The 22,875-nt window shown below is 68.9% G+C and carries 20 protein-coding genes; 3 read left to right on the top strand and 17 right to left on the bottom strand.

Features of this window, described 5'->3' with window-relative positions; translation table 11 throughout:
- Nucleotides 1-32 precede the first annotated feature (32 nt).
- From ACFVX4_RS21300 to ACFVX4_RS21325, 6 genes are all read right to left on the bottom strand, one after another.
- Entirely contained in the window at nucleotides 33-1,034 is a 1,002-nt protein-coding gene (locus ACFVX4_RS21300) for an MBL fold metallo-hydrolase (RefSeq protein ID WP_389979523.1), read from the bottom strand.
- A 350-nt stretch (nucleotides 1,035-1,384) separates the two neighbouring features.
- Nucleotides 1,385-2,560 (bottom strand): Gfo/Idh/MocA family protein, encoded by a 1,176-nt coding sequence (locus ACFVX4_RS21305; protein ID WP_389979526.1) that lies wholly within the window; start codon nucleotides 2,558-2,560, stop codon nucleotides 1,385-1,387.
- A gap of 53 nt (nucleotides 2,561-2,613) precedes the next feature.
- Nucleotides 2,614-4,254 (bottom strand): hypothetical protein, encoded by a 1,641-nt coding sequence (locus ACFVX4_RS21310; RefSeq protein ID WP_389979529.1) that lies wholly within the window; start codon nucleotides 4,252-4,254, stop codon nucleotides 2,614-2,616.
- Between the two features lie 57 nt (nucleotides 4,255-4,311).
- A complete protein-coding gene (locus tag ACFVX4_RS21315; protein WP_389979532.1) occupies nucleotides 4,312-5,271 on the bottom strand; it encodes a carbohydrate ABC transporter permease in 960 nt (319 codons plus the stop codon).
- Nucleotides 5,268-6,278: an ABC transporter permease gene (locus ACFVX4_RS21320; protein ID WP_389979535.1), complete on the bottom strand. Its 1,011-nt coding sequence runs from the start codon at nucleotides 6,276-6,278 to the stop codon at nucleotides 5,268-5,270. The genes ACFVX4_RS21315 and ACFVX4_RS21320 overlap by 4 nt, the downstream gene beginning before the upstream one ends.
- Nucleotides 6,279-6,976: 698 nt before the next feature.
- Nucleotides 6,977-7,777 carry a DeoR/GlpR family DNA-binding transcription regulator gene (locus tag ACFVX4_RS21325; RefSeq protein WP_389979538.1) on the bottom strand — a complete coding sequence of 267 codons (801 nt, stop codon included), beginning with the start codon at nucleotides 7,775-7,777 and terminating at the stop codon, nucleotides 6,977-6,979.
- 185 nt (nucleotides 7,778-7,962) lie between these two features.
- Here ACFVX4_RS21325 and ACFVX4_RS21330 point away from each other — a divergent pair, with 185 nt between their 5' ends.
- Both ACFVX4_RS21330 and ACFVX4_RS21335 read left to right on the top strand, forming a co-directional pair.
- On the top strand, nucleotides 7,963-8,847 hold the full coding sequence (locus ACFVX4_RS21330; protein ID WP_389979541.1) for an SIS domain-containing protein: 885 nt from the start codon (nucleotides 7,963-7,965) through the stop codon (nucleotides 8,845-8,847).
- 163 nt (nucleotides 8,848-9,010) lie between these two features.
- Entirely contained in the window at nucleotides 9,011-9,808 is a 798-nt protein-coding gene (locus ACFVX4_RS21335; protein WP_389979544.1) for an acyl-CoA thioester hydrolase/BAAT C-terminal domain-containing protein, read from the top strand.
- A 97-nt stretch (nucleotides 9,809-9,905) separates the two neighbouring features.
- On the opposite strand, the gene ACFVX4_RS21340 is transcribed toward ACFVX4_RS21335, so the two are convergent.
- From ACFVX4_RS21340 to ACFVX4_RS21390, 11 genes are all read right to left on the bottom strand, one after another.
- Nucleotides 9,906-10,490 (bottom strand): hypothetical protein, encoded by a 585-nt coding sequence (locus ACFVX4_RS21340; protein ID WP_389979547.1) that lies wholly within the window; start codon nucleotides 10,488-10,490, stop codon nucleotides 9,906-9,908.
- 147 nt (nucleotides 10,491-10,637) lie between these two features.
- Nucleotides 10,638-11,780 (bottom strand): P1 family peptidase, encoded by a 1,143-nt coding sequence (locus ACFVX4_RS21345; RefSeq protein ID WP_389979550.1) that lies wholly within the window; start codon nucleotides 11,778-11,780, stop codon nucleotides 10,638-10,640.
- A gap of 63 nt (nucleotides 11,781-11,843) precedes the next feature.
- The gene (locus tag ACFVX4_RS21350; RefSeq protein WP_389979553.1) at nucleotides 11,844-12,542 is read right to left on the bottom strand and encodes a 4'-phosphopantetheinyl transferase; all 699 of its coding nucleotides are present in this window, start codon (nucleotides 12,540-12,542) and stop codon (nucleotides 11,844-11,846) included.
- 145 nt (nucleotides 12,543-12,687) lie between these two features.
- Nucleotides 12,688-13,875 (bottom strand): MFS transporter, encoded by a 1,188-nt coding sequence (locus ACFVX4_RS21355; RefSeq protein WP_389979556.1) that lies wholly within the window; start codon nucleotides 13,873-13,875, stop codon nucleotides 12,688-12,690.
- Between the two features lie 6 nt (nucleotides 13,876-13,881).
- Nucleotides 13,882-14,433 carry a GNAT family N-acetyltransferase gene (locus ACFVX4_RS21360; protein ID WP_389979603.1) on the bottom strand — a complete coding sequence of 184 codons (552 nt, stop codon included), beginning with the start codon at nucleotides 14,431-14,433 and terminating at the stop codon, nucleotides 13,882-13,884.
- A gap of 18 nt (nucleotides 14,434-14,451) precedes the next feature.
- On the bottom strand, nucleotides 14,452-15,621 hold the full coding sequence (locus ACFVX4_RS21365) for a type III PLP-dependent enzyme (RefSeq protein WP_389979559.1): 1,170 nt from the start codon (nucleotides 15,619-15,621) through the stop codon (nucleotides 14,452-14,454).
- Nucleotides 15,622-15,637: 16 nt separating this feature from the next.
- A complete protein-coding gene (locus ACFVX4_RS21370) occupies nucleotides 15,638-16,978 on the bottom strand; it encodes a DUF6271 family protein (RefSeq protein ID WP_389979562.1) in 1,341 nt (446 codons plus the stop codon).
- A complete protein-coding gene (locus ACFVX4_RS21375) occupies nucleotides 16,960-18,024 on the bottom strand; it encodes a phytanoyl-CoA dioxygenase family protein (RefSeq protein ID WP_389979565.1) in 1,065 nt (354 codons plus the stop codon). Before ACFVX4_RS21375 ends, ACFVX4_RS21370 begins: the two co-directional genes overlap by 19 nt.
- A 321-nt stretch (nucleotides 18,025-18,345) precedes the next feature.
- The gene (locus tag ACFVX4_RS21380) at nucleotides 18,346-19,278 is read right to left on the bottom strand and encodes an ArsR/SmtB family transcription factor (RefSeq protein WP_389979568.1); all 933 of its coding nucleotides are present in this window, start codon (nucleotides 19,276-19,278) and stop codon (nucleotides 18,346-18,348) included.
- 430 nt (nucleotides 19,279-19,708) lie between these two features.
- Entirely contained in the window at nucleotides 19,709-20,572 is an 864-nt protein-coding gene (locus ACFVX4_RS21385) for a Gfo/Idh/MocA family protein (protein ID WP_389979571.1), read from the bottom strand.
- Nucleotides 20,573-20,687: 115 nt separating this feature from the next.
- Nucleotides 20,688-22,349: a tryptophan 7-halogenase gene (locus tag ACFVX4_RS21390; RefSeq protein ID WP_389979574.1), complete on the bottom strand. Its 1,662-nt coding sequence runs from the start codon at nucleotides 22,347-22,349 to the stop codon at nucleotides 20,688-20,690.
- 164 nt (nucleotides 22,350-22,513) lie between these two features.
- Between ACFVX4_RS21390 and ACFVX4_RS21395 the strand changes: the two genes are divergently transcribed.
- Nucleotides 22,514-22,756, top strand: a complete 243-nt coding sequence (locus ACFVX4_RS21395; protein ID WP_389979577.1) for a DUF6269 family protein — start codon at nucleotides 22,514-22,516, stop codon at nucleotides 22,754-22,756.
- The last annotated feature ends 119 nt before the right edge of the window (nucleotides 22,757-22,875 follow it).

The following is a 22,875-nucleotide window of genomic DNA, read 5'->3' on the forward strand; positions in this document are numbered from 1 at the left end:
TCTTCCGGCCGAAGCGGCGGCAGATGCTCCGCCTACCGCTCCGCGGGGCCCGCCGGCTCATCCGGCTGCTCCAATTCTTGAGCGACCACGGCGACCTCGGTCATCACCTGGAGCACTCCGGGCAGTTCGGAGCCGTCGAGCTGCCGGTACTCGCTGCCGATGGTCACCACCAGCCGCTCGGGCAGGCCCAGTTCCGGGTAGCGCCCCTCGCCGATGACCCGGCGGGCGGCCTCGACGGCGGGAATCCCTGCCGTGTGGAAGGCGTGGGCGCGCTCGCGCACGTACTCCAGGTACACGATGTGGTCGCGCACCCCGGCCCGGTCGAGGAGCGGGCCGTGTCCCGGGACGACGGTCTCGGCGCCGGTGGCCAGCACGCGTTCGCAGGCCGCGATCAGATTGCTCAGCGGACCCGCCCAGTGCACCGGGTGGTCGCCCGGCTGCTCCGGGGTGGAGGAGAAGATGATGTCCCCGGTGAACACGGCACCCTGCACGGGCAGATGGACCATCAGGTCGCCGGTGGTGTGCGCGGACGGAAGCGCGGAGATCTGGACCGGGTACTCCCCCAGGGTCAGTTCGAGCTCGCCCGTGAAGTAGGTGGTCGGCACCACCGGCTCGGTCTGCGACCAGTCGAAGGGGCCGAAGTGACGTGCGAGATAGCCGCCGAGCGGGGTGGCCGGATCGCCTGCGGCGACGAGGGCGTGCTGCTGCTTCGGGGTGGGTTCGTAGTGGATGTGCTCGCGGGCCTCGCGGGTGGCGATGATCTCCGCGTCCGGGAGTACGCCCGCGCCCCAGAAGTGGTCCCCGTTCGCATGGGTGACGATCACCCGGTCGACGTGGACGCCGTCGGGCAGCCGCTTCGTGGACTCGGCCAGGAACTGGCCGGCCAGCACGGCGTCGTACGGGGTGTCGATCCAGAGCGCACCGCGGGGCGAGACGAGCAGACCGCAGTTCGCCAGCCCCCAGCCCCGTTTCGGCGGGAGCCATGCGTAAAGGCCCCGCCCCAGGTCAACGACGTCTCCACCCGTGATCGACATGGACGCGATTATGCCGACCGAAATCCGGCCACGCGTTCGAACTCGGCCACCATGAGGTCCCGTTGGCGCAAATTCATCGCTCCCGCTCCCCGGCAGCGGAGCCATGGTGACCCTGCGAGACCGGCGCACCCCGCCCCCACCTGTCACCTTCCGGATGAACCTTCTCAATTCACCCGACGGTGTCACGCGTCGCGGCGAACAGCTGCCGAGCGGTCGCCAAACCGGAATGAGCCGATTACCCACCGAGCATGGCCGAAAACAGTCGCAAAAAAGACCTCCGGGGTCAGCGCCGGAAGGCGCTGTCCCCGGAGGTCTCCCGGGCGGCGAACGAGTCGCACCCGTCGTACCGACTACTGGCGGACCTGGCCGCCCTCGAAGTAGGCGATCAGCTCCGGGTCGAGGGCCGGCACCTCGAACGGCGCACCGCCCTCGCGCAGGGAACGGGTCGCGAGCACACCGGCGGCGACGCTCATCCGCGCGGCGACCGGCGAGGTGTCGGTGACGCCCCCGTCGCGCACGAACCGGCAGAACTCCTCCATGATCCGGGTGTCCCCGCCGCCGTGCGACCCACCGGCCTCCGGAACCCGGTAGGTGATGTCGGCGTCGCGGCGGTAGCCGCTGGGGCCGGTGTTCCAGACCTTGACCTCGTCACCGGGGCTGTCACCGAAGTTCTCCAGGCGGCCCTCGGTGCCGATGACGGTGTAGTTCCGCCAGTAGTCGGGGGTGAAGTGGCACTGCTGGTAGGCGGCCACGACGCCGTTGTCGAGCTGCATGTTCATCACCGAGACGTCCTCGACGTCCACGATGTGGTGCAGGTCCTTGCGGGCCGTCGGCGGCCAGTCGAACTCGCGCAGCCAGTTCGCCGGGCGCGGGGTGTCCGCCTCGCGGCGCGGCAGGTCGCCGTAGACGAGAAGGTCGCCGAGCGCGTTGACGCGGCGGGTGTAGCCACCGGCCAGCCAGTGCAGGACGTCGATGTCGTGCGCGGCCTTCTGGAGCAGCAGGCCGGTGGTGCGGGTCCGGTCGGCGTGCCAGTCCTTGAAGTAGTAGTCACCGCCGTAGCCGACGAAGTGCCGCACCCACACGGCCTTGGGCTCGCCGATGTCGCCGCGGGCGATGATGTCGCGCATCAGCCGCACGACGCCCATGTGGCGCATGTTGTGTCCGACGTACAGCCGGGTGCCGGTCTCGTACGCGGCGCGCAGGATGTTGTCGCAGCTCTCGACGGTGATCCCGAGCGGCTTCTCGACGAAGACGGCCTTGCCGGCCCGCAGCGCGTCGATGGCGATGGTCTCGTGGGTGTCGTCCGGGGTCGCGACGATGATCGCGTCGAGGTCGTCCCGGCCGAGGAGCAGCTTGTAGTCCTCGACCGCGACTTCGGTGCCGAAGCGCTCGGCCTCGCGCCGGCGCACCTCGGGGTCGAGGTCGCAGACGGCGGTGATCGCCGAACCCTGTCCGGGGTGGTGGGCGGACATCGCGATGGAACGGCGCAGGCCGAGCCCGATGACGCCGAGTCGCAGGTCTGACACGGGGGTCCCTTCTGTCTGTACGGGGTGGTGCGGGCGGAGACTACTGACTGCGGCTACTTGCCGGCGAGCGAGGCCTCGAACTCGGCGCGCATCTTGTCGCCGCCGCCGGAGCGCCACTTGCGCAGCTCCTCCTTGTAGGCGGAGATCGGCTTGCGGCCCGCGACGATGTCCTTCTGGCAGTCGCTCATGGCGGTGGTGAGGGAGGCGCTCTTGCTGGTGGACGTGTCGGAGAAGTGGCCGCTCGTCGGGTTCGTCTGGTTGATCTTGAGGAGCTCCTGCTGCCAGCCGTGGATCCGGCCTGCCAGCTCCGCCTTGCCCGGCAGGTAGATGTACTCGGGGCCGGCGGCCAGGAAGGCGAGCGGCATGGCGGTGGTGACCGCCTCCGCGGTCCCCTTCGGCGTGAGCTCGATGTCACCGTTCGACGCGTGGGTGAAGTGCGTGCCCTCGATGCCGTTGTCGAGGAAGAGCCGCTCCTCGGTACCGAAGGGCGCGGCCAGGTAGTCCAGCACGCCCAGCAGCATCTTGACCCGCTTGTCGTCGGCCTTCTTGTTGATGGCGGTGTAGCCGACGGACCCGTATCCCATGCTGTACCGCGGCTTCGCGCCGGACTTGGCGGCGAACGGCGTGATGATGCCGAACGGGAAGTCGTAGTTCTTGACGTCGACCAGGAAGCTGGGGAAGGACTGCACATAGGCGCCCAGCGTGCCCTGCGCCATCTTCTCCATGACGGTGGAGAGGTTGGGATCGGGCCAGAAGAGACCGGCCTTGGCGACCTTGACTCCGAACGCCAGGGCCTCCTGGTACTCCTCGGTCTCGTACATGTGCGTCAGCTTGCCGCCCTCCAGCCGCCAGCCGCTGGGGGCGCCGAACCACTGGCTGAACATGCCGACGTGGTTCACGTACGCCGGCTCCAGGACGTACTTGTTGCGCTTGGCGTCGAGGAGCTCCTTGCCCTTGGCGAGGAAGTCCTCGGCGCTGGTGAACTCGGCGCCGCCGACCGGCTTCCAGAAGTCCTCGTTGACGACGTAGACCTGGCCCATGGAGCCGTAGGCGACGGTGACGCCGCGGATCTTGCCGTTGATGACGGCGGTCTTCCACGCGGTGGTCGGCAGGTTCGCCAGGTTCGGGTACTTCTTGACGGCGTCGCCGGACAGGTACGGCGTGAGGTCGTGGAACTTGGCGTCCAGCAGCTCGGGCACGCGCTGGATGCCCTGGTTCGGCGGGAACCAGACCAGGTCGGGTATGTCGCCGCTGGCCATCATGGCGTTGAACTTGGTGAGGTACGCGTCGACGCCCTGGTCGACGACGATCGTCATGTCGAACTGCGCCCCGAGACGCTTGTTCAGCTCCTGCCAGTAGCCGTTCTTGCCCTGCGGCGGGGCGGGCGTGGTGAACGTCTCGGTGAGGGCCGTGATCCGGCTGCCGTCGCCGGGCGCCTTGGCCACGGACCTGGTCAGCTTCTTCGGGTAGCGCAGATACGTGGCATCCAGCCCGGCCGCGTTCCCGGCGAGGTCCGCGGGGGCGGTCTGCGCGGGGACGTACGCCGGGAGCTTCAGCTTGGCGGACGCCTTGGCCCCGCCCTTGCTGATGGTGGCGCCGCTGCCGCACGCGGTCAGGGACGTCAGACCGGCCGCGGTCAGGCCGGCGATCCCCGCCGCGCCCATGAAACCGCGCCTGGACAAGTTGGTGGACATGGGTGCTCCTTGAAGTGTGTGAAGTGCGTGGGGCGACGGGATGTCCGGGCGGGCGGGTCAGCCCTTGATCGCCCCGGTGAGGACGCCCTTGACGAAGAACTTCTGCAGGAAGGGATAGACGCAGAAGATGGGCACGATGGCGATGATCAGCACGGCCATCTGCAAGGAGGTCGCGGGCGGGATCGCGTGCACGCCCATGGCCTGCGCGTTGATGCTCTGGCCGTTGAGGACATAGCTGCGCAGGATCACCTGGATGGGGAACTTGCTGGAGTCGTTGAGGTAGAGCACCGCGTTGAAGAAGCTGTTCCAGTACCCGACCGCGTAGAAGAGGCCGACCACGGCGAGGACCGCCTTGGAGAGCGGCAGCACGATCCGGAAGAGGACGGTCACCTCGCTCGCGCCGTCGATCCGCGCGGCGTCGTACAGCTCCTCGGGAATGCTCTGGAAGAACGAGCGCACGACAACGATGTTGAACGCGTTGAGCAGTACGGGAAGGATCAGCGCCGCGTAGGTGTCGAGCATCTTGAACTGCTGGACGGCCAGGTACGTGGGGATGATGCCGGGGGCGAAGAGGAAGGTGCCCAGCACCAGCAGCAGGATCGGCTTGCCGAGGACGGTGCCGGGCCGCGAGGTGCCGTACGCGATCATCACGGTGCAGGCCAGGCTCAGCGCGGTGCCGATCAGCGTGATGAAGATGGAGACCACGGCCGCCTGGGTGACGACTCCGCCGGAGAGGATGACCCGGTACGCCTCCAGCGTCGGGTGCTTGGGCAGCAGGACGTATCCGCCGTTGGCGTTGAGCTCCTCCCGCCCGGCGAGGCTGGTGCCGATGGCGAGGACGAACGGGTAGAGCACGATCACGGTCAGGACGACCAGGGCGGCGGCCTTCGCGCCCTGCCCGTACCAGTGGGGCCGTTCCATCCACGGCGGGCGGCCGGAGGAGGCGCGGCGGCGCTCACCGCCGCGGGCGCCGGGGCGGGCGGTTCGCAGCCGTGCCGCAAGGGTCTGCTGACTCATCGGTACACTCCCTGCTCACCGAAGCGGTGGGCCAGCTTGTTGGCGGCGAGGATGAGGGCGAATCCGATGACGCCCTTCATCAGGCCGGCGGCCGTGCTCATTCCCCAGCTGCCGTCGATGACGCCGTGGAAGTAGACGTAGGTGTCCATGACTTCCGAGGCGTCCGGACCGACCGCGTCGCGCTGGAGGATGATCTGCTCGAAGCCGACCGAGAGGATGTCGCCGAGCCGCAGGATCAGCAGCATGAGGATCACCGGCCGGATGCCCGGCAGGGTGATGTGCCAGATCCTGCGGAGCCAGCCGGCTCCGTCCATGGCGGCGGACTCGTACTGGCCCATGTCGATCGAGGCGATGGACGCCAGGAAGATGATCGTCCCCCAGCCGCAGTCCTTCCAGATGGCCTGGGCGGTGATCAGCAGCTTGAAGGTGCCGGGATCGGTCATCACATTGCCGATGTTGACCCCGTGCTCCATCAGCAGCGTGGTGACGGAACCCGCGCCGCCGAGCACCTGCTTGAACATCGCGACCACGACGACCCAGGACAGGAAGTGCGGGAGGTACACGACGGTCTGGATGAACCGCTTGATCTTCTCGCTGATGAGCGAGTTCAGCAGCAGCGCCAGTGCGATCGGGGCCGGGAAGTAGAGCAGCAGCTGGATCGCGGTGATCTGCAGCGTGTTGGAGACCGCACTCCAGAACTCCGGCTCGGAGAGCAGCGCCGTGAAGTTCGCGAGACCGACGAACGGGCTCTGCTTGAAACCCAGGAACGGCTGGTAGTCCTGGAAGGCGATGACGTTGCCCGCGAGCGGCAGGTAGAAGAAGAGAGCGAAGTACAGGACACCCGGCAGGCAGAACAGCAGAAGTGATCTGTCCCGCCTGAGACGGTGCCGGAGCGGTAGTCGTACCCGTATGTCCTTGCGCTTCTTCCCGCCGGAGCGAGTCGTGTCGTCAGGGTCATGGGGCTGCGGCACAGGCGACCGCACGGCCGAGACCGGCGCATCTGCCATCGTCACAGGCACCTCCAGGGCTGATGGAGCAAGGGGAGTGTCCCGCGATCACGACTGCAACACGCACCGGTGACAGTGCGGCCGTTGCTCCCTCGCGGCGACAGCCACATGGTTCACGACATGCACCTCAATGGCAAGAGTTGTTCATTTCACACGGGTAACGAACATCTAAGGACATCGAAAAGTCCTGGCTGAGGTTCGTTTTGACCCCGCGGAAGCCCGCAATCGGGCACATCAGGGGCACAGCGCGGACGCAGAACGGTCACGGAAGAACCTCGACGTGATCACCGAACCTCTTGCCCGCCGGTTGATCGCAACTCAGAAGCGGCCCCAGTGCTCGATCTTGCACTGATGGGCCATATCCCCCAACATTCTCAAGCAGAGGCCGGTGAACAACTTCTGTCCGACCGCCGCGCCCGGGACGGCCGGCGGCGGCAAGAAACCCCGGTCACGATCACGACCCGTGCGGGCGCGCCCGGACCGCTGACGGCCTGGGCCCACGGCGCGCACGGCTCGGTCGTGGACGACGCGGCCGGCACATGCCTGTGCGCCCGGTGCGGCAACTACGGCCGGTGCGGCAACGAGACCGGGCACCGGGTGGAACCGCGCGGCGGCACCGACAAGGCCGGCCGGCGGTGGACGGCGGCCCGCACCCGACCTCGCGGGACGGCGTCACCGCCGGACGGGAGGGGGTCGCCTCACACGGCGATGACGGTGACGCCGGCCTCCGTGAAGCGGGCGGTCGCCTCGGGCGTGATGCCCTTGTCGGTGACCAGGAAGTCGACCTGCGCCAGATCGCAGACCCGGGCGAAGGCGCGCTTGCCGATCTTCGAGGAGTCGGCGGCCACGACCACCCGCTGCGCCTGCTGGGCGAGCAGCCGGTTGATACTGGCCTCGCCCTCGTGGTGGACGTACGCACCGCGCTCGGTGTCGATCGCGTTGACGCCCAGCACGGCGACATCCAGCGTGATCTCGCCCAGCACCCCGCTGGCCAGCGGGCCGGTCAGCTCGTAGGACTGCGGCCTGGCCACCCCGCCGGTCACCACGATCTTGATCTGCGGCCGGATCACCAGCTCGTTGGCGATGTTGAGGGCGTTGGTGACCACGGTCAGGGTCGGCTGGCCGCCCATCCCGGCCGCGCTGTCGCCGACGACGTCGGAGCGCACCGCCAGCGAACGGGCCACCTCGGTCAGAGTCGTGCCGCCGGTCAGCCCCACCACCTCGCCCACGGCCACCAGTTCGGAGACCGCGCGGCCGATGGCCTGCTTCTCCGGGGCGTGGCGTCCGGTCTTGTAGCGCAGGGCCAGTTCGTAACTGACGCCGTGCGCCACCGCGCCACCGCGGGTACGGGTGAGCAACTGCTGCTCGGCGAGCTGATCCAGGTCACGGCGGATGGTCGCGGCCGAGACGTCCAGCGTCGTGGCGGCGTCCTCGACGTCCACCCGGCCGTTCTTACCGACGAGTTCCAGCAGCGCGTTCCACCGGGCATCCCTGGACAAGGCAACTCTCCTCACGAGTCCGGGCTTCGGGCACCCATCCCCTTGGGTACGGTCACCGGACACGCGCAAGCGTCGCACAAGGCTCCGCCCAGTCAAGCCTCCTGCAAGCGGGATGCTTGATAATGCTCGCAGGTCGCGTATAACGTGCGCAAACGAGCATCCCACTACGAGTACGGAGTGCAAAAGTGTCATTTGTCGAGATCGAGACAGCCAGTCAGCCGGAATGCTGGCGTCGCGCCGCCGAGCTGGCCCAGACCCAGTCGGCCGCTCTGCCCGCCACCGGTGAGCGCATCGCGGTCGTCGGCTGCGGCACCTCGTTCTACATGGCTCAGGCGTACGCCGCGCTCCGCGAGGGGTCCGGCCAGGGCGAGTCCGACGCCTTCGCCGCCTCGGAGTTCCCGTTCGGCCGCGGCTACGACCGGGTCGTCGCCCTCACCCGATCGGGAACCACGACCGAGGTGCTGGAGCTGCTCGAACGTCTGCGTGGTGCCACCCGCACAGTGGCCATCACCGCCGATCCCGACACCCCGGTCATGACGGCCGCCGACGACGCCGTCGTGCTCGACTTCGCCGACGAGCAGTCCGTCGTGCAGACCCGGTTCGCCACCACGCTGCTCACCCTGCTCCGCGCCCACCTCGGTCTGCACACCGAGGAGGTGGTGCGCGACGCGGAGACCGCGCTGGCCGAGCCGCTGCCCGAAGGCCTGGTGGACTGCACCCAGTTCACCTTCCTCGGCCGCGGCTGGACGGCGGGGCTCGCCAACGAGGCGGCGCTCAAGATGAAGGAGGCGTCGCTGTCCTGGACCGAGTCGTACCCCGCGATGGAGTACCGCCACGGCCCCATCAGCATCGCCACCTCCGGCACCGCGACCTGGATGTTCGGCACCGCCCCCGAGGGTCTCGCCGAGCAGGTGCTGGCGACCGGCGCCCGCTGGGTGGAGAGCGGCCTGGACCCGCTGGCCGAGCTGGTACGCGTGCAGCGTCTGGCAATCGCCCGCGCCGCCGCCCGCGGTCTGGACCCGGACAGCCCCCGGCACCTGACCCGCTCCGTCGTGCTCACGGACGCCTGACCGGCCGGTGCACATCGTCGAGCGCACGTTCGGCGACCCCGGCGAAAGCGCTCGTGAGGCTGCTCGCGGAACCCCTCATGAAGCCCTTCACCGGGGCGTTCGCGAGGGGTTTCTCGCCAGGCCCGCGGGCGGGCCGGTACGCGACGCGGAAGTCGGAGTGCTGGTGCTCTCCGGGTCCAGCGGGCGCATAGAGGACGAGCGGTGCAGGCTCCTGGCCCGGGAGGGCATCGCCGCCCTGTCGATCCGCTGGTTCGGCGGCCCCGGACAGCCGCCGGGCATCTGCGAGGTCCCGCTGGAGACGTTCGAGCCCGCCATCGAGGTGCTTCGCGCGGGCGGCGCACGGCGGATCGGCGTCCTCGGTACGTCCAAGGGCGCGGAGGCCGCCCTGCATCTGTCCGTGCTCCTGCCCGGTGTGGACGCCGTGGTGGCGCTCTCGCCCACCTCGGTCACCTGGGCCAACGTCGGCCCCGGCCGGGACGGACGGAGCCGCCCGTACCGCTCCTCCTGGACCTGGCGCGGTGAGTCGCTGCCGTACGTCCCCCTCGACGACTCCTGGGCACCGGCGCCCGGACGGCCGGAGGGCGATCCGGTAGCCGTCCTCGGCTGGTACGAGCAGAGCCGGCGGACGTTCGCCGACCGCGTCGACGCGGCGGCAATCCCGGTGGAGAGGTCCGGTGCCGAACTCGTCCTGGTCGCGGGCGGCGGCGACGCGATGTGGCCCTCGCTGCGCTCTGCCGAGGAGCTGGCCGCCCGCCGCAGAGCGGCCGGCCTGCCCGTACGGGTCATCGGCGGCCCCGACGCGGGCCACCGCCCACGGCTGCCGGGCGAGGGCCCGGCGCCCGCCTCCACGCAGTTCCTGTACGGGGGTTCGACCGCGGCGGACGCGGCCCTCGGGGCAGCCGCCTGGCCCCACATACTCGACGCGCTGCGCGGCACGCGCGCTCCGGTCGGAGGTATGTGAGGAGGCCGACGGTCCCGCGAGGAAGCCGGCGGTACACGAGAAGGCCGGCGGTTGTCCCCTCCGCCGGCCCGGCCTCTCGAACGGCACCTCTCCGTGGTCAGGACTCCTCGAAGTAGACGTCCAGAACCGCGTCGAGTTCCGCCGCCCACTCCTTGAGGCTGCTCCTGGCCGGCGCCTCGACCTCGGCGTTGAACCATCGTCGGGTCGACATATGGACCGTCACGGTGAACCGGCGACCGAACCGGGGGGTCTTCACCTCGACCGCGCCGATCTCGTCCCAGCGGAACTCGGCCTCCTGATCGTCCAGCCGGAACCGGACGCCCTCACGGTCCGCGGTGATCGACCCGCGGCGGTCGCTCACCTCGAACGCGGGCCCGTCCGCCGCCTCCTTCCCGTCCGCCGCCTCCTTCCCGTCCGCCGCCGAGGCCTCTTCCGAGTCCGACTCCGAATCGGACTCGGACTCGGACACGGCCTCCGCGGCCTCGGACGCCCTCTCCTCCGTCCCTTCCGGCTCCGGCTGTTCCCGCTCCGTCTGTTCCGGTTCTGTCTGCTCCAGCTCTGTCTGCTCCAGGCTCGTATCCGGTTTCCCGGCCGTGACGGGGGCCGTGAGACCGGGGATGAACGCCGGGTCTGTCCCCGCGGCGTATCCGGGCTGAGTGTTCGGATCTATGCGCTGCTCCACGGCGGGCAGTATGGCCGACGAAGCTGTGCCGGGCCAGCTAGGGTCTCTCGTTTGGACCATGCCGGGCTCGCGTGCCCCGCTCCCTGATCCGGCCTGATCCAAACGAAAGACCCGAGCCCGCCGTGGAGGCCGCACGGGATCGATGCGTTACGACACCGCTCCCCGCGCCGCCAGGAGTTCGGTCACCTGGTCCAGCGGGAGCGCCGGGACGTGGTGTCCGGCCCGGCCGGTCATCGCGTGTGCGCCGGTCAGCACATTGAGCACCGCCTCCTCCACCGACTCGACCACGGCGCCGTAGAAGGGGTCCATCCGGCCCCAGGGAACGAAGCGCATCGACTCGTACGGCGCGCTGTCGTCGTCCTCGGGGAACGTGCTGGTCAGCGCGGACGGGTTGGCCGTGGAGAAGGCCAGGAACAGGTCTCCGGAGAAGTGACTGCCGGTGGTGCCGGTACGGGCCAGGCCGAGCGTCACCCGACGGGCCAGCGCCTTGCACTGCCCCGGCAGCAGCGGGGCGTCGGTCGCCACCACCACGATCACCGAACCCGCGCCGGGCGGCACCGGGCGCTCCCCGTCGGGCGCCGCTCCGGGGGCCGGTGCCTCGACCGGGTCGGACAGCTCGCGCCCCACCGGCACCCCGGCCACCACCAGTTCGCGCCGTGCGCCGAAGTTGGCCTGGACGAAGACACCGACGGTGTACCGGTCCTCGCCGTACTCCACGACGCGCGACGCGGTGCCCGAGCCGCCCTTGAAGCCGTAGCAGCGCATGCCCGTTCCGCCGCCGACGCATCCTTCCTCGACCGGCCCGGACGCCGCCGCCTCGATCGCGGCCGCCGCGTGGCGGGACTCCACGGCCGTACCGTGGATGTCGTTGAGGTGGCCGTCCCAGGTCTCCGTGACGACCGGCAGCAGCCACTCCGGCGCCATGCCGCGGCAGTTGGCGCGCACCCACTCGATCACGCCGCGGTGCACCGGGCCGACCGCGTACGTATTGGTGACGACCACCGGAACGGCGAGCGAGCCGGTCTCCTCGATCCACGCGGTCCCGGTCATCTCACCGTTGCCGTTGAACGAGTGCCAGCCGGCCGCGCAGGGAGTGCCCACACCGTCCCGGCCGCGTGGCAGCAGCGCGGTCACTCCGGTGCGCACGTCGTCGCCGTCGACGAGGGTGACGTATCCGACCTCCACGCCGGGAACGTCCGTGATCGCGTTCCACGGCCCCGGCTCACCGGTCAGGGGGATGCCCAACTCACGTGCGCGCCTGCGCTCTTCGCCCGGGTGATCTTCGCTCATGCGGACAGAGGTTACGGGAACACCCACCCGTCGGACGAGATCTGCGCCGCTGCTTCCCGGTCCCTACGCACCCGTTCCGCGCGGAGCGCCGGGGGCGTTCCCGACGACGATCGCGGTCAGCACCAGGCCCTTCTCGGACAACCAGCGGCCTTGGAAGGCCGCGGGGACCGCCTCCGACCCGGTCCCGGTCGCCGGCACCGGGTCGGAGGCCAGCAGTTCGGCGGTGAAGCTGCCGTCGAGACGGAGCTCGATGTCGGCCTCCTCGAAGCCCAGCCAACGGTGGGTGAGCGGGAACCACGCCTTGTAGACGGCCTCCTTCGCGCTGAACAGCAGACGGTCCCAGTGAATCTCCGGGTGCTCCCGGCGCAGTTCGCGCTCCCGCCGCTGCTCCGTCGCCAGCGCGATGCTGTTGTGCACGTCGCCGGGCAGCGGCGCGTGTTCCTCGGCGTCGATGCCGATGCTGAGCACATCCGTCCGGTGGGCCACGGCGGCGGCGCGGTAGCCGGTGCAGTGGGTCAGGCTGCCGACCGTGTTCTCCGGCCAGATCGGGGCACCCCGTTCGCCCTTGAGGATGGGGACGGGAGCGATGCCCAGCGAGCCGAGCGCGCGGCGGGCACAGTGCCGCGTCGTGGCGAACTCCCCGCGCCGCTTCGCCACGAAGCCGCGGGTCAGCTCCTCCTCGCCGGGCAGCAGTACGGCATCGGACAGGTCGGAGAACGCCTCTGCCACCGCTACCCGGGACGGCAGGATTTTCTCGATCATGATCTCCCCTTACCTGCTGGACTCCCCCATCCTGCCTGCTGTCGCGGGCTCTCCCAACCGGTCGGCGGCGCGGGCGCCGACTCCACAGTGTTGTATCGGCCACAGCGCCGTCGTCAGCGGCCTCTTCGGCATCCTTGCGGTTCCCTCAGGACTCGGCGGGTCTCGGCCAGCGGATCTGCGTGGCGCACAAGGACACGAGGATCGCCGAGGCGGCGACGGCGCCCATTCCCCAGACGAGACTGCTGGCGCCGGCGATGAAGCCGATCACCGCAGGTCCGGCCAGCAGGCCCGTCGTTCCCATGGCGGCAACCAGGGCCAGCGCGTCCGTACCCTGTGCTGCCGCCGCCACGTAGATGCACGGCGTCACGGCCGCGACGCCCAGTCCGACGCAGGCGAAACCGATCAGCGTCGGCACGACACCGCCCGCCGGCAGGGCGAGCGCCAGCCCCGCACCGGCCACCACGCTGCCGACGCGGACGATGCGTCCGTCGCCCCAGCGGCTGCGCCAGCCGTCGGCGAAGACACGGGCCAGCACCATCATGACCGAAACCACCGCGATGCCCATGGGCGCCATCTCCGACGCCGCGTCGACGACGTCCTTCATGTAGAGCGCGGACCAGTCGTTCATGGCACCTTCGGTCACCGTGCCGAACACCATCGCGCAGCCCATCCATACCGTCACGCGGGACGGCATGCTCAGCTTGCGACGGCTCTTCTCCGGAGCCCGGACCGGGTCCTCCGCCGGGGCCTCGGCCCGAGGCCGCTGTTCCTCCGTCAGCAGGCCCGACCGGGTGAGGCCGACCAGCAGGAGCAGGAGGACGGCGGCCACGCCGAAGTGCACGGCGATGTCCGTGGTCACCAGGTTCACACCGGACGCGAGAAGCGCGGCGAACAACGAACCGGCGCTGAACGTGGCGTGCAGCTTGGCCATGGCGGTTCGCTGATAGGTGACTTCGAGAGCCGCCCCCTGAGCATTCATCGCGACATTCAGGCTGCCGACGGCGATTCCGTCGCAGCAGATGACAACAAGGGCGACCGGGTAGTTGGGCGCCGCCGACAGGGCCGGCAGGAGCAGGCTCAGACATACCGCCGACACGACCGCGAGGCGTCGCGAGCCCATGCGCTTCATCAGTACCGCCACGAGGGGGAACGATGCGGCCGCGCCCGCACCGCAGGCCATCAGCAACAGGCCCAGTTCCGCTTCCGTCAGGTCCAGCCGTGTCTTGATGGCGGGGAGCCGTGATGCCCAGGTCGCGTACTGGAACCCGAGAAAGCAGAACAACGCCGCGATAGCGAGCTGCGCTCGGCGGAATTGATCACGAACGCCAAACATTGGTAATCAGCCCACTTCGTCTTCCAGAGGTGCCCGATGCGAGGACGCATGGGCGGGATTCGTTCTGCTGCCGCGGACGCCCGGCACCGCCCTGGACATGTACACCGCGTCCGCGCCGTAACTCTTCGGGGGCGTGACCTCCCGATGGGCCCGGTATCCGTTCGCCGCCCAGAAGGTGCCGCTGCCGGAGACGGCGACCAGGGAGATCGCCTCGTACCCCTTCGATCCCGCCGTTCCGGTGAAATGACGCAGCAGGCCCTTCGCCAGACCCCTGCCACGCAGTTCCCCGGCGATGACGAGGTCGTGCAGATGCAGATTGCGCGAATGGAAGACGATGTCCTCCGCACGATTCAGATCCGGATACTCGAACATCGGGTAGGGCAGGGCCAGCAGGTAACCCGCTGTCCGGTTCCCGTGGTCCACGACGAAGCAGGTGGCCGGCGAGGCATGGGCCCGGGACAGCAGTGCCGCCCGCCCCTCCGAAAGGCCGTCGTCGGTGTACGCACCCGCTTCCAGCGCCACGATGGCGTCCCAGTCGCTGTCGGAGATGTGTCGTATACGCACGTCGTGACCCGTCTAATCGCCGTGTACGCAGGTGTACGGAAGCGGATCGAAACCGTTGAACCCCTGCGTCATGTAGCCGGTGGCATAGGCGCCGCTGGAGAGAATCCAGACCGGGTCTCCTGATGCGGCGGATCCGGGTACGGCGACGCGGTCGTGCTCGTGGTCGTATGCGTCGTCGCTGTCGCACGTGGGACCCGCGACAACGGCCCGGACGCTTTCCGTGCCGGAACGAGAGGGAAACAGCAGCCGGTACTGCAACTGGTCCATCTCGTACAGTCCGTTGAACTTTCCGCAGCTCAGATACAGCCAGTGCTCGCGTGCACCGTCGATCTGCCGTCGGGAGGACAGCCGTGACACATGTGCCCTGATCGCGCCGTGGTCGGCGACCAGATGACGCCCCGGCTCCATGACGAAGTCGAGGGGGGATTCCGAGACCGCCCCGAGGTGCTGCAGGCCTTCCCGGATCACGGCGAAGATCTTGTCCAGCGGAGGATCCAGAGGTGTTCCCCGGCTGTCGAGATAGCCGAGAGCGGGCAGGCCGCCACCGAGATTGATGTGGTCCGGGAAGATGCCCCGCCGGTTCAGGTCCGTGAGGACGCCGGCAAGGAGCTCGAAGGCGTCCTGCCAGGCCTCGGACGTCATCTGCTGCGAGCCGACATGAACGGACAGGCCGGACGGTGTCAGGCCGGCCGACCGCGCGGCCTCCATGACGAGTACCGCGTCGGTTGCGGAGCAGCCGAATTTCCGGCTGAGACCCCACAGCGCCCCGTCCCCACTGGTGGCCAGTCGACAGAACACCCGGGAACCGGCGGCGTGGGCCGCTAACGCCGCCACGTCCTCCAGGCTGTCGGTCGCGAAGTCCCGCACGCCGAGGCGGTGGGCGTCGGCGATGTTCTCGTCGGACTTGATGGTGTTGCCGTAATGAATCCGGTCGACCGGCACGCCGGTCCTGAGGGCTTGCGCGATCTCATTGGGGCTTGCCGCGTCGAAACCCGATCCCTTCCCCGCCAGACGGCCGAGAACCTCGTCCACGGGGCAGGCCTTCATGGCGAAGCGGACGGAGATGTCCGGCAACTCCCGTAGCAGTGCGTCGTACTGCGCTTCGATGCCCGCGAGATCGAAGACGATCCGGTCCTCGTCGGCGGCTTCCAGCGCAGCGCGCATATGAGCATTCAGGTGCATGATGATCCACGCCCGCCTAGCGAATCGGCTGATGAACGCTGGTGGATGTACTCGGCCCACGCACGCTGGTGGACTTGCTCGCCTCCATCAGGGGACGCCAGGCCTCGGTCAGCAGCGCGAAGTCCTCGATGTCCGCCTGGGCCTCTTCGAGCAGTCGTCGACCACGCGATGCCAGGATGTCGGCGAACTCGGCGTATCTGCCGCCCAGTTTCCGGTAGGAGCGGTTGAGGACGTCCAGCCGGTGTACGTTCTCCTCGCGGTCCGACCCGGCGCTCTCCCTCGCCAACTCGGCCACCGCTTCGGGGCGGAGGTGGAAATCGCCGTCGATCAACGAGGCGCCGGCCGCCGCCATGCGGTCGTAGATGAAGTTGAAGTAGAGCATCGACAGGAAGAACTTCGTCAGCCGCAGCTGGTAGGCCATGAATCCGGCATCGGTCCGGCGTTCGGCCGTGTAGTAGTTCACGATGTGGCGGTTGTGCAGAACGCCGGGCAGGGTGCCGTCGTGCACCAGGTGCATCAGGAAGTAGTCGCTGCCGATGGTGTCGGTCGCGGGCGGCAGTGGCACCCGCTCGTACACCTCGTGCAGGAAGCTGATGTTGCACATGTCCACACGCATGGGATCGACATGGGTCAGGGTCGAGTGATCGCCGGTGAACGGGTCGGTGCCCGCTCCCCTGAAGGATTCGTCGACCAGTTCCCTCTTCTGCTCGTCCGACCAGTGGCGAGGAGCCCAGAGACCGACGACGTCGTGGTAGATGTCGCGGTCCAGCCGGGAGATCTCGCCGATGTCCACCGACAGTTCACCCACGAATGAACTGCCCACCATCACCACCGGTTTGGGCGCGTGCTCCGGGTCGAGCACGGTCTCGGACACACCGCTCGCCGCGTCGGCCGCGGTCTTCCCGAGCGAGCTGAGCTCATGGTGAACGGGAAAGACCGTCTCACCGTTCAGAACCTGGTACGTGCTGTCCGAATCCCTGCGGTGCACCGAGTGGCACCCGAGCGCACCGGCGATCAGGAACGCGCGATTGGTGCAGGCGCCGTAGGACACACCGGCCGGGAGCATGAGGTCGAGCATCAGATCCGGCTTGAGGACACCGGAACGCCGGATCACCCGCCGCAGGAAGTGCCTCTGTTCCGCTTCACCGAGGTGATGCACGATCACATTCGGCGCCCGGCGGGCCTCGCCGACGACCTGGGCGTGCTCGGTGAACGTCTGCTTCCCGGAGGAGTCCAGGATCAGCACATGCACCTCGACGCCGAAGTGCCCGGCCGCGTAGTCCGCTTCCTCGCCCACGGCCGCTATCGTGGCGGCGCAGGCCCTGTTCGTGGGAAGGGTCAGGCAGATGCTGCGCATGCCGGCTCTCCCGTCGACCGTTCGGATTCCCGCTCGTTCCAGGACGTCAGCCCCAGCAGCTTCTCGCCGAGGCCGTTCAGCACGGCGGTGCCGTACCTGAGGGATTCATGCCTCGTGGCGTCACCGACCAGGGTCCTGTTCCAGTCCGGCGTGCTGAGCCGTCGCCACGATTCGACCCGGGAGCACCGCAACTCTTCGTGCGACTCCAGTGCGGGCATCATGGAGAGGTACTGGACCGCGCGCACACCGTTGTCCGAGGTGTTGCGTGCCACCCCGTGCGCGAGCAGACCGTTCCAGATCAGCAGGTCCCCGGCCCCGAGTTCGGGCCGGACCACGGGAAACTCCCCCCGGTCGGCGTCCGGCCTGATCGGGTCCCGGTCCTCCGGCTGAGTGGTCTTCCACTGCTCGAACCGGCGGAACAGTTCGGGCGAGCACTGGAAGCCGCCCAGCTCGGGCCGGGTGTCGTTGAGCGCGATGATCCCCTGGACCCGTTGGGGCAGAACGCCGAGCGTGGTGTCGACATCCCAGTGGAGCTCGATGTCGAAGCCCTTGTCCGTGGGCTCGATGAGTGCGCGATCACGGTTCTTGACGTTGGGCGGATTGAGATTGAGCCGGTCCAGCGTCACCCACAGCTCTTCGCAGTCCCACACATCGACGAACGCGTCGTAGACGCGCTGCGCCTGTCGGCTGTCCCAGATGAGCTGGTGATGGTACGCCTCGACGAAGCCGTAGACATGCAGCTCCCGGTCCAGATCGGTCCGGAACGGCCGGTCCTCGTACCAGCTTTCGGGCCGTGCCGGATCGAGCCCCTGGAAGTCCCAGGTGAAGTCCAGCAGGCGTTTCGCCGCGGCGGCGGGAATCGCCTCCCTGACGATGACGTAGCCATGGGTCTGCCAGAAGTCGAAGTCCTCCTCGGACAGCACCCGGAGCTCCCGCGACTTGCGGATGTCCCTCAGTGGTGTCCGTGCCAGGTATGCCTCACCGTCCGAGCTGAAATACGGGAGTTCCGAAGGGGCTCGATGCAGATACGGTTCGGGCGTCGGCATGCAATCACTCCAGGCTCGAAATGTCGGTGGGCGCCGGGAACGGCCTCCGCTCGTCGTCATCGTCGGCGTCGGCGCGGTGTGTGTGTCGGGACAGAGCGATGGACGTGGCCCGGTCGTCGGGGCCGGGTCGCCGTCGGCCTCACGAGTCCGGCGTTGTGCCGGCCTTCGGCCGAGCTGTTCCCCACCTCGACTCTTGTCGACCGCAGGGCGGCGGACAAGCCTTTCGGTGTACGCCGAATCGCCTCGGCCACGCACCGCGCCGCCGGGCTGTTTCCGGCGAAACCGCTGGTGAGGAGCCCGACCACGGACCAGCCCGGAAGATCACTTGTTCATCAGACACTGCGTCAGCGTCACACCCGAACGATTCAGCTCGTACAGGACGCGGGTGCCGGCCCGGTGGCGTTGGACCACGCCCGCCGAGACCAGGGCCGACAGGTGCTGGGAGACCGTGCTCGCGGCCAGCCCCAGCTGGTCGGCGAGCGCGGACGTGGTGATCGGTACGGCCAGTTCACGGACGACGGAGGCGCGCCCCCGGCCCAGCAGGATCGCCAACCGGTCCTCGCGCGAGGGCTGTTCGGCGCCGGCCCGCTCCGGATCGGCGTACAGGAGTCCCGCTCCCCGCGCCGCGAAGGAGACCACGGTCCGCCCGTCGGCGACCGACCACCAGTGGGTGGCGTCCGCGAACAGCATCGGCACGGCGGTCACGCGATCCACACCGTCCGTGTGCTCGAACGGGATCCCGAGGTCGCGGAGCAATGCCACACCCCCGCCCATCGCCAGGGTGCGCGAGCGGAAGAGGATCTCCTCCTCCAGGGAGCGCGCCAGCCCGATCCCCCGCGGCTCGATCGCGGTTCGCCAGAAGTTCGACAATTCGACCGCCAGATAACCGAGTTGCGCTTCGGGGTCGCGGACCATGGCGGCGATCAACGGGTCCGCGAACGCCTGCGGGTACTCACGGGCGAGCTCGTCACGGACGAGTCCGGCCGATACGCGTGCCATGTCGTCGAGCTCATCGACGACACCCGCCTGACGGGAGGTGACGCCTCCCGTCAGGAACGAGGGAATGCGCCCGCGTGGCCGGGCCAGGGCGACCACCGACCTCAGACGCGGCGTCAGCGCCCCGTGCGCCTCACGGGCCCAGGAGGAATGCGGCCAGGGGGCCTCGGGGCCGTATCGGACCAGCAGTGCGGCGGCACCGAACGCCTGCCACAACTCGCACAATGCCAGGCGTACATCGGAGAGCTGTTGGTCCATCAGCTCTCCCGGGCGGCATCGGCGCACACCGGTACGGACTCCCGGACGGCGCTCCGCCCGGATGCCAACGCCATTGATCTGAAACGGCGTTCAGTCCTGGAGAGCAGCACACCCACAGCAGAGGCACGCGACGGCTTGAACATGAACCCCGCCCATTCATTGTGGTCCAGACCAATGATGAATGAGCTTTCGGCAACCGCCCGGCGACTGTCAAGGATCTTGTGCCCCAGGTCACATCGTCATCACCCATGGCGACCATGCGAATACAGATAGTGATTCACTTTAGCTTGCACATGTCAAGCGAGGGCTTACTGAATCGGCGCGGCCGGACGCCCGAGCAGTACGCCTACCAGGCCAATTGCCCTGCGAGGTATGTCTGTCGGCTCGATTCTCTTCGCCCGGCCGTAACCCGGGCGTGCATGCGCTCGGGTTACGGCCGGATGTCGGCCGGCGCCTCGCACAGGGCGGTGGCGACGGATTCAAGAACCTCGATGGGGCGCAGCAGATCCCCGTAGCCGATCGGCGGCCTGCCCGTGCGAGCCATCTCCAGGAACGCTTCGAGGCCGGGCACGCAGTAGTCCGCGCCCGGAACGAGGGTCTGCTGGACCATGCTCTCCCGGGTGAACGTCATTCCGTGGAAGGGGATCTGTTCCGTGCTGCCGGGCTTGACGAGGTTCACGACGACGCGGGTGTCGCCCGCGGTGAACGACGCGGTGACCGTGGTGCCGGTGACGTCCGTCCGGACTCCGGAGATCTCACCGGGGGCGAGCCGCAGGGCGATGTCCACCGCGTGGATGCCGTAGAAGAAGATCCCGCCGTGGTCGCCGGCCGGATCGGCGGGACCGGACACGACGACCAGGTGCGACTTCCCTCCCGGCGCCGACCGGGCCACCAGCGCGTCGGTGTCGGGAATCCAGCGGAGCGCCGAGGACGAGGTGAGCGGTGCGTCATGGGCGCGTGCGGTGTCGATCAGGGCCCGAGCGTCCTCGACGGTGCGGGCGAGGGGCTTGTCGACGAACACCGGAAGGCCTTCGGTCAGGAAGGGGGTCGCCTGGTCCCGGTGGTGCGCGCCGTCCCGGTCCGCGACGACGACGGCGTCGACCAGCCCCAGCATCCCGGTGGGCTCGTCGACGATCTCCGCGATGCCTCCGGTGGCCGCCAGTGTGTCGTTGCGCCGACCGCGCCCACCGCTGAGCGCCACGACGCGTGCGTCGCCACCGGCCTCGTCGACGTTGAGGTGGCGGATGATCTGGTCGACATGGCTGTTGTCGGTGCCGACGATCCCGATGCGCATCCGGAGAGCTCCCTTCGAGGTGACAGGCTGGTGGAACACACCCTCCCGGGCGCGAGGAGGCGCCCCTGCGCAGCGCAGGACCGAGTTTCCCACAGGGGCGGAGCAGCGTCCCGGTCTACCTGATCGCGCGGGGCCGCGGCACGGGCGGGCGCGAAGCATCCCGGCCGTGTTCGGCGTACCCGACCGGACGTCCTGTGTCGGGCCGTCGGACGGCAACGGCGGGCGACGGGCGGGTGTGGAGGCGGTACAGATACTCCTGCGCCGTGGGCAGCGTCTCCAGCAGGATCTGCTGCTGGCGCTTGATCTGCAGGAACCGGGCCTCCGCCGCCCGGCGGGCGGCCGGGCGATGGGTCAGGGCGGACCGGGGTGCCGAGCGGTCCGTGGTGAGTGAGGCCAGCAGGCAGTAGTACGCGACTTCATGGGCGGCCGGGTCCGGGGACAGGCCCGCGCGGTAGGCCGTCAGGCACTCCCGCAGGGCGTCCGGCAGCGGGAGTTCGCTCACGGCCGTCCAGAACGGGGTGTCCCGCCGGGGTGCGAGGGCGTACCGGAGCCGGGTGAGGTCACGGGCCGCGTCGTAGCGGGCCCGGACCGCACGGTTGTAGCGCGCCGCCGGGGCCTCCCGGTCCCCGTGGGACGGGAAGTCCCGTACCAGGCGGTCCATCTGGTGCAGGACCTCGCCCAGGCCGTCGTCCGCCAGGGGTTCCAGGACGAACGCCGCTCCGCCCACGGCGACGCAGTTCTTCACCCAGGCGCGACGGCTTCGCCCGATGCGGTGGTCGATGTGCCGCACCGTGGCGCCCTCGGGGAGCGGGCCGCACAGCTCGCGCAGAGCGCTCGACGCCTCGTCCGGCTCCGTCCGGTCGCGTGCGTAGGCGTGGCCGGCGCCGAACCTGCCCAGCAGCGGCATCTTCCAAGCCCAGCCGTTGGGCAGCGCGGTGACGGTGGTGAACGGTTCGATGCCGTGCGCCGCGTCCTCCCGCGGGAGGGTGACGGTGACCGCGCTGTCGCACACCAGGTTCTCGTGCGCGTCGACGAAGGGCTCCCCCAGCGTCCCGCCCAGCAGCAGCCGCTCGCCCCCGGTGCAGTCCAGGAAGAGATCGCCGGCGACCGTGCCCGACTTCACGGTGTGCAGCACGGTCAGCATCCCGCGCTCGTCGCGCTCGGCGTACAGCAGCTCGTCGCGGACCGCGCGTACACCGAATCGCCGCATCGCGAGATTCCGCAGGTATGCGGTGAACATACGGGTGTCGATGTGCCAGGCGTACGGAACCGCCGCGCGTCCGTCCATCCAGCGCGGCGATTTCCCGGCGTCCATCAGTGGCGGTTCACGGAAACACGCGTAATCGAAGGCCTCGATGGTCTCTCCGCTGCTCCGCCGGTGCCGCCAGCATTCGAGGAGTGTGAATTCCTCGCACTCCGGCAGCGGCGCGCAGGGGCGGTAGAAATGATCCACACCGCCTCCCCCAGCCATGCGCCGAGCAGTTTCAGCACCCCCTTCCGTACGCCAATTCACATAGCGGACGGCTGTTTTGAAGGAAGCGCCACAGGCCCGCATCCATTCGTCCTCGGGGACGCCGAGGCGGTCGAAGAGTTCTCGTTGCAGTGTCGACGGAACGGCGCTGACCAGGCCTGTATCGGAGGTTTCGGCCGAAGATGACGGCGTTTCGAGCACCGCGACGGAAACCGTGGCACCAAATACGGACGCAAGCCGGGCGGCGGCGGTCCAGCCGGCGGCCGTGCCTCCCACGACAACGATTCTCCTCATACGACTTTCCATGGCGAGGATTCTCCCCGCATCTTCTGTACGGCCTCCATCGTGAAGCCATGGAGATCTGTACTGCTCTGTATCGACGCGTACAGAAGTCCCGGGGATTTGATATATCGATACCGCCGAACCTGTTGGTGCGGGACCTGAACGGGGCCCGGACTCACACAGGAGGAATGATGTACGACAACCAGCCCGGCCCCTCCCAGGTTCAGCACCCCCTGGAAGTTCTGGCGGAAATCGAGCGACGAGAAGCAGTGGGTCAGGAGCTGCTGGTGCGTGACAGCGGAGCTCCCTGGGCCGAGCTGCTGGCAGAGTACGTGGACGCCCTGAACGAACTGGCCACCCCGGGAACCGCGTCCACCGGCTTCATAGCCGCGTACGGCCTGGACGAGGGGCACGCGGGCGGCTGCGGCTGATCCGGGAACGGCTTGGTGGGGGGGGGGCGGAAAAGAAAGACCCCCCAACCCAGGGAAAAACAAAAAAAAAAAAAAAAAAAAAAAAACCCCCCCCCCCGCCCGCACCGGCTTCGGTACCG

Origin of the sequence: Streptomyces sp. NPDC058240 (assembly GCF_042882135.1) — a bacterium.
In the GTDB taxonomy this organism is placed as follows: domain Bacteria; phylum Actinomycetota; class Actinomycetes; order Streptomycetales; family Streptomycetaceae; genus Streptomyces.

Excerpts from the sequence above, each read along its gene's own strand:
- ACFVX4_RS21300 (WP_389979523.1), bottom strand. The coding sequence starts at position 1,034 with ATGTCGATCACGGGTGGAGACGTCGTTGACCTGGGGCGGGGCCTTTAC.
- ACFVX4_RS21310 (WP_389979529.1), bottom strand. The coding sequence starts at position 4,254 with ATGTCCACCAACTTGTCCAGGCGCGGTTTCATGGGCGCGGCGGGGATC.
- ACFVX4_RS21315 (WP_389979532.1), bottom strand. The coding sequence starts at position 5,271 with ATGAGTCAGCAGACCCTTGCGGCACGGCTGCGAACCGCCCGCCCCGGC.
- ACFVX4_RS21320 (WP_389979535.1), bottom strand. The coding sequence starts at position 6,278 with ATGGCAGATGCGCCGGTCTCGGCCGTGCGGTCGCCTGTGCCGCAGCCC.
- ACFVX4_RS21345 (WP_389979550.1), bottom strand. The coding sequence starts at position 11,780 with ATGAGCGAAGATCACCCGGGCGAAGAGCGCAGGCGCGCACGTGAGTTG.
- ACFVX4_RS21350 (WP_389979553.1), bottom strand. The coding sequence starts at position 12,542 with ATGATCGAGAAAATCCTGCCGTCCCGGGTAGCGGTGGCAGAGGCGTTC.
- ACFVX4_RS21355 (WP_389979556.1), bottom strand. The coding sequence starts at position 13,875 with ATGTTTGGCGTTCGTGATCAATTCCGCCGAGCGCAGCTCGCTATCGCG.
- ACFVX4_RS21365 (WP_389979559.1), bottom strand. The coding sequence starts at position 15,621 with ATGCACCTGAATGCTCATATGCGCGCTGCGCTGGAAGCCGCCGACGAG.
- ACFVX4_RS21370 (WP_389979562.1), bottom strand. The coding sequence starts at position 16,978 with ATGCGCAGCATCTGCCTGACCCTTCCCACGAACAGGGCCTGCGCCGCC.
- ACFVX4_RS21375 (WP_389979565.1), bottom strand. The coding sequence starts at position 18,024 with ATGCCGACGCCCGAACCGTATCTGCATCGAGCCCCTTCGGAACTCCCG.
- ACFVX4_RS21380 (WP_389979568.1), bottom strand. The coding sequence starts at position 19,278 with ATGGACCAACAGCTCTCCGATGTACGCCTGGCATTGTGCGAGTTGTGG.
- ACFVX4_RS21385 (WP_389979571.1), bottom strand. The coding sequence starts at position 20,572 with ATGCGCATCGGGATCGTCGGCACCGACAACAGCCATGTCGACCAGATC.
- ACFVX4_RS21390 (WP_389979574.1), bottom strand. The coding sequence starts at position 22,349 with ATGGAAAGTCGTATGAGGAGAATCGTTGTCGTGGGAGGCACGGCCGCC.
- ACFVX4_RS21395 (WP_389979577.1), top strand. The coding sequence starts at position 22,514 with ATGATGTACGACAACCAGCCCGGCCCCTCCCAGGTTCAGCACCCCCTG.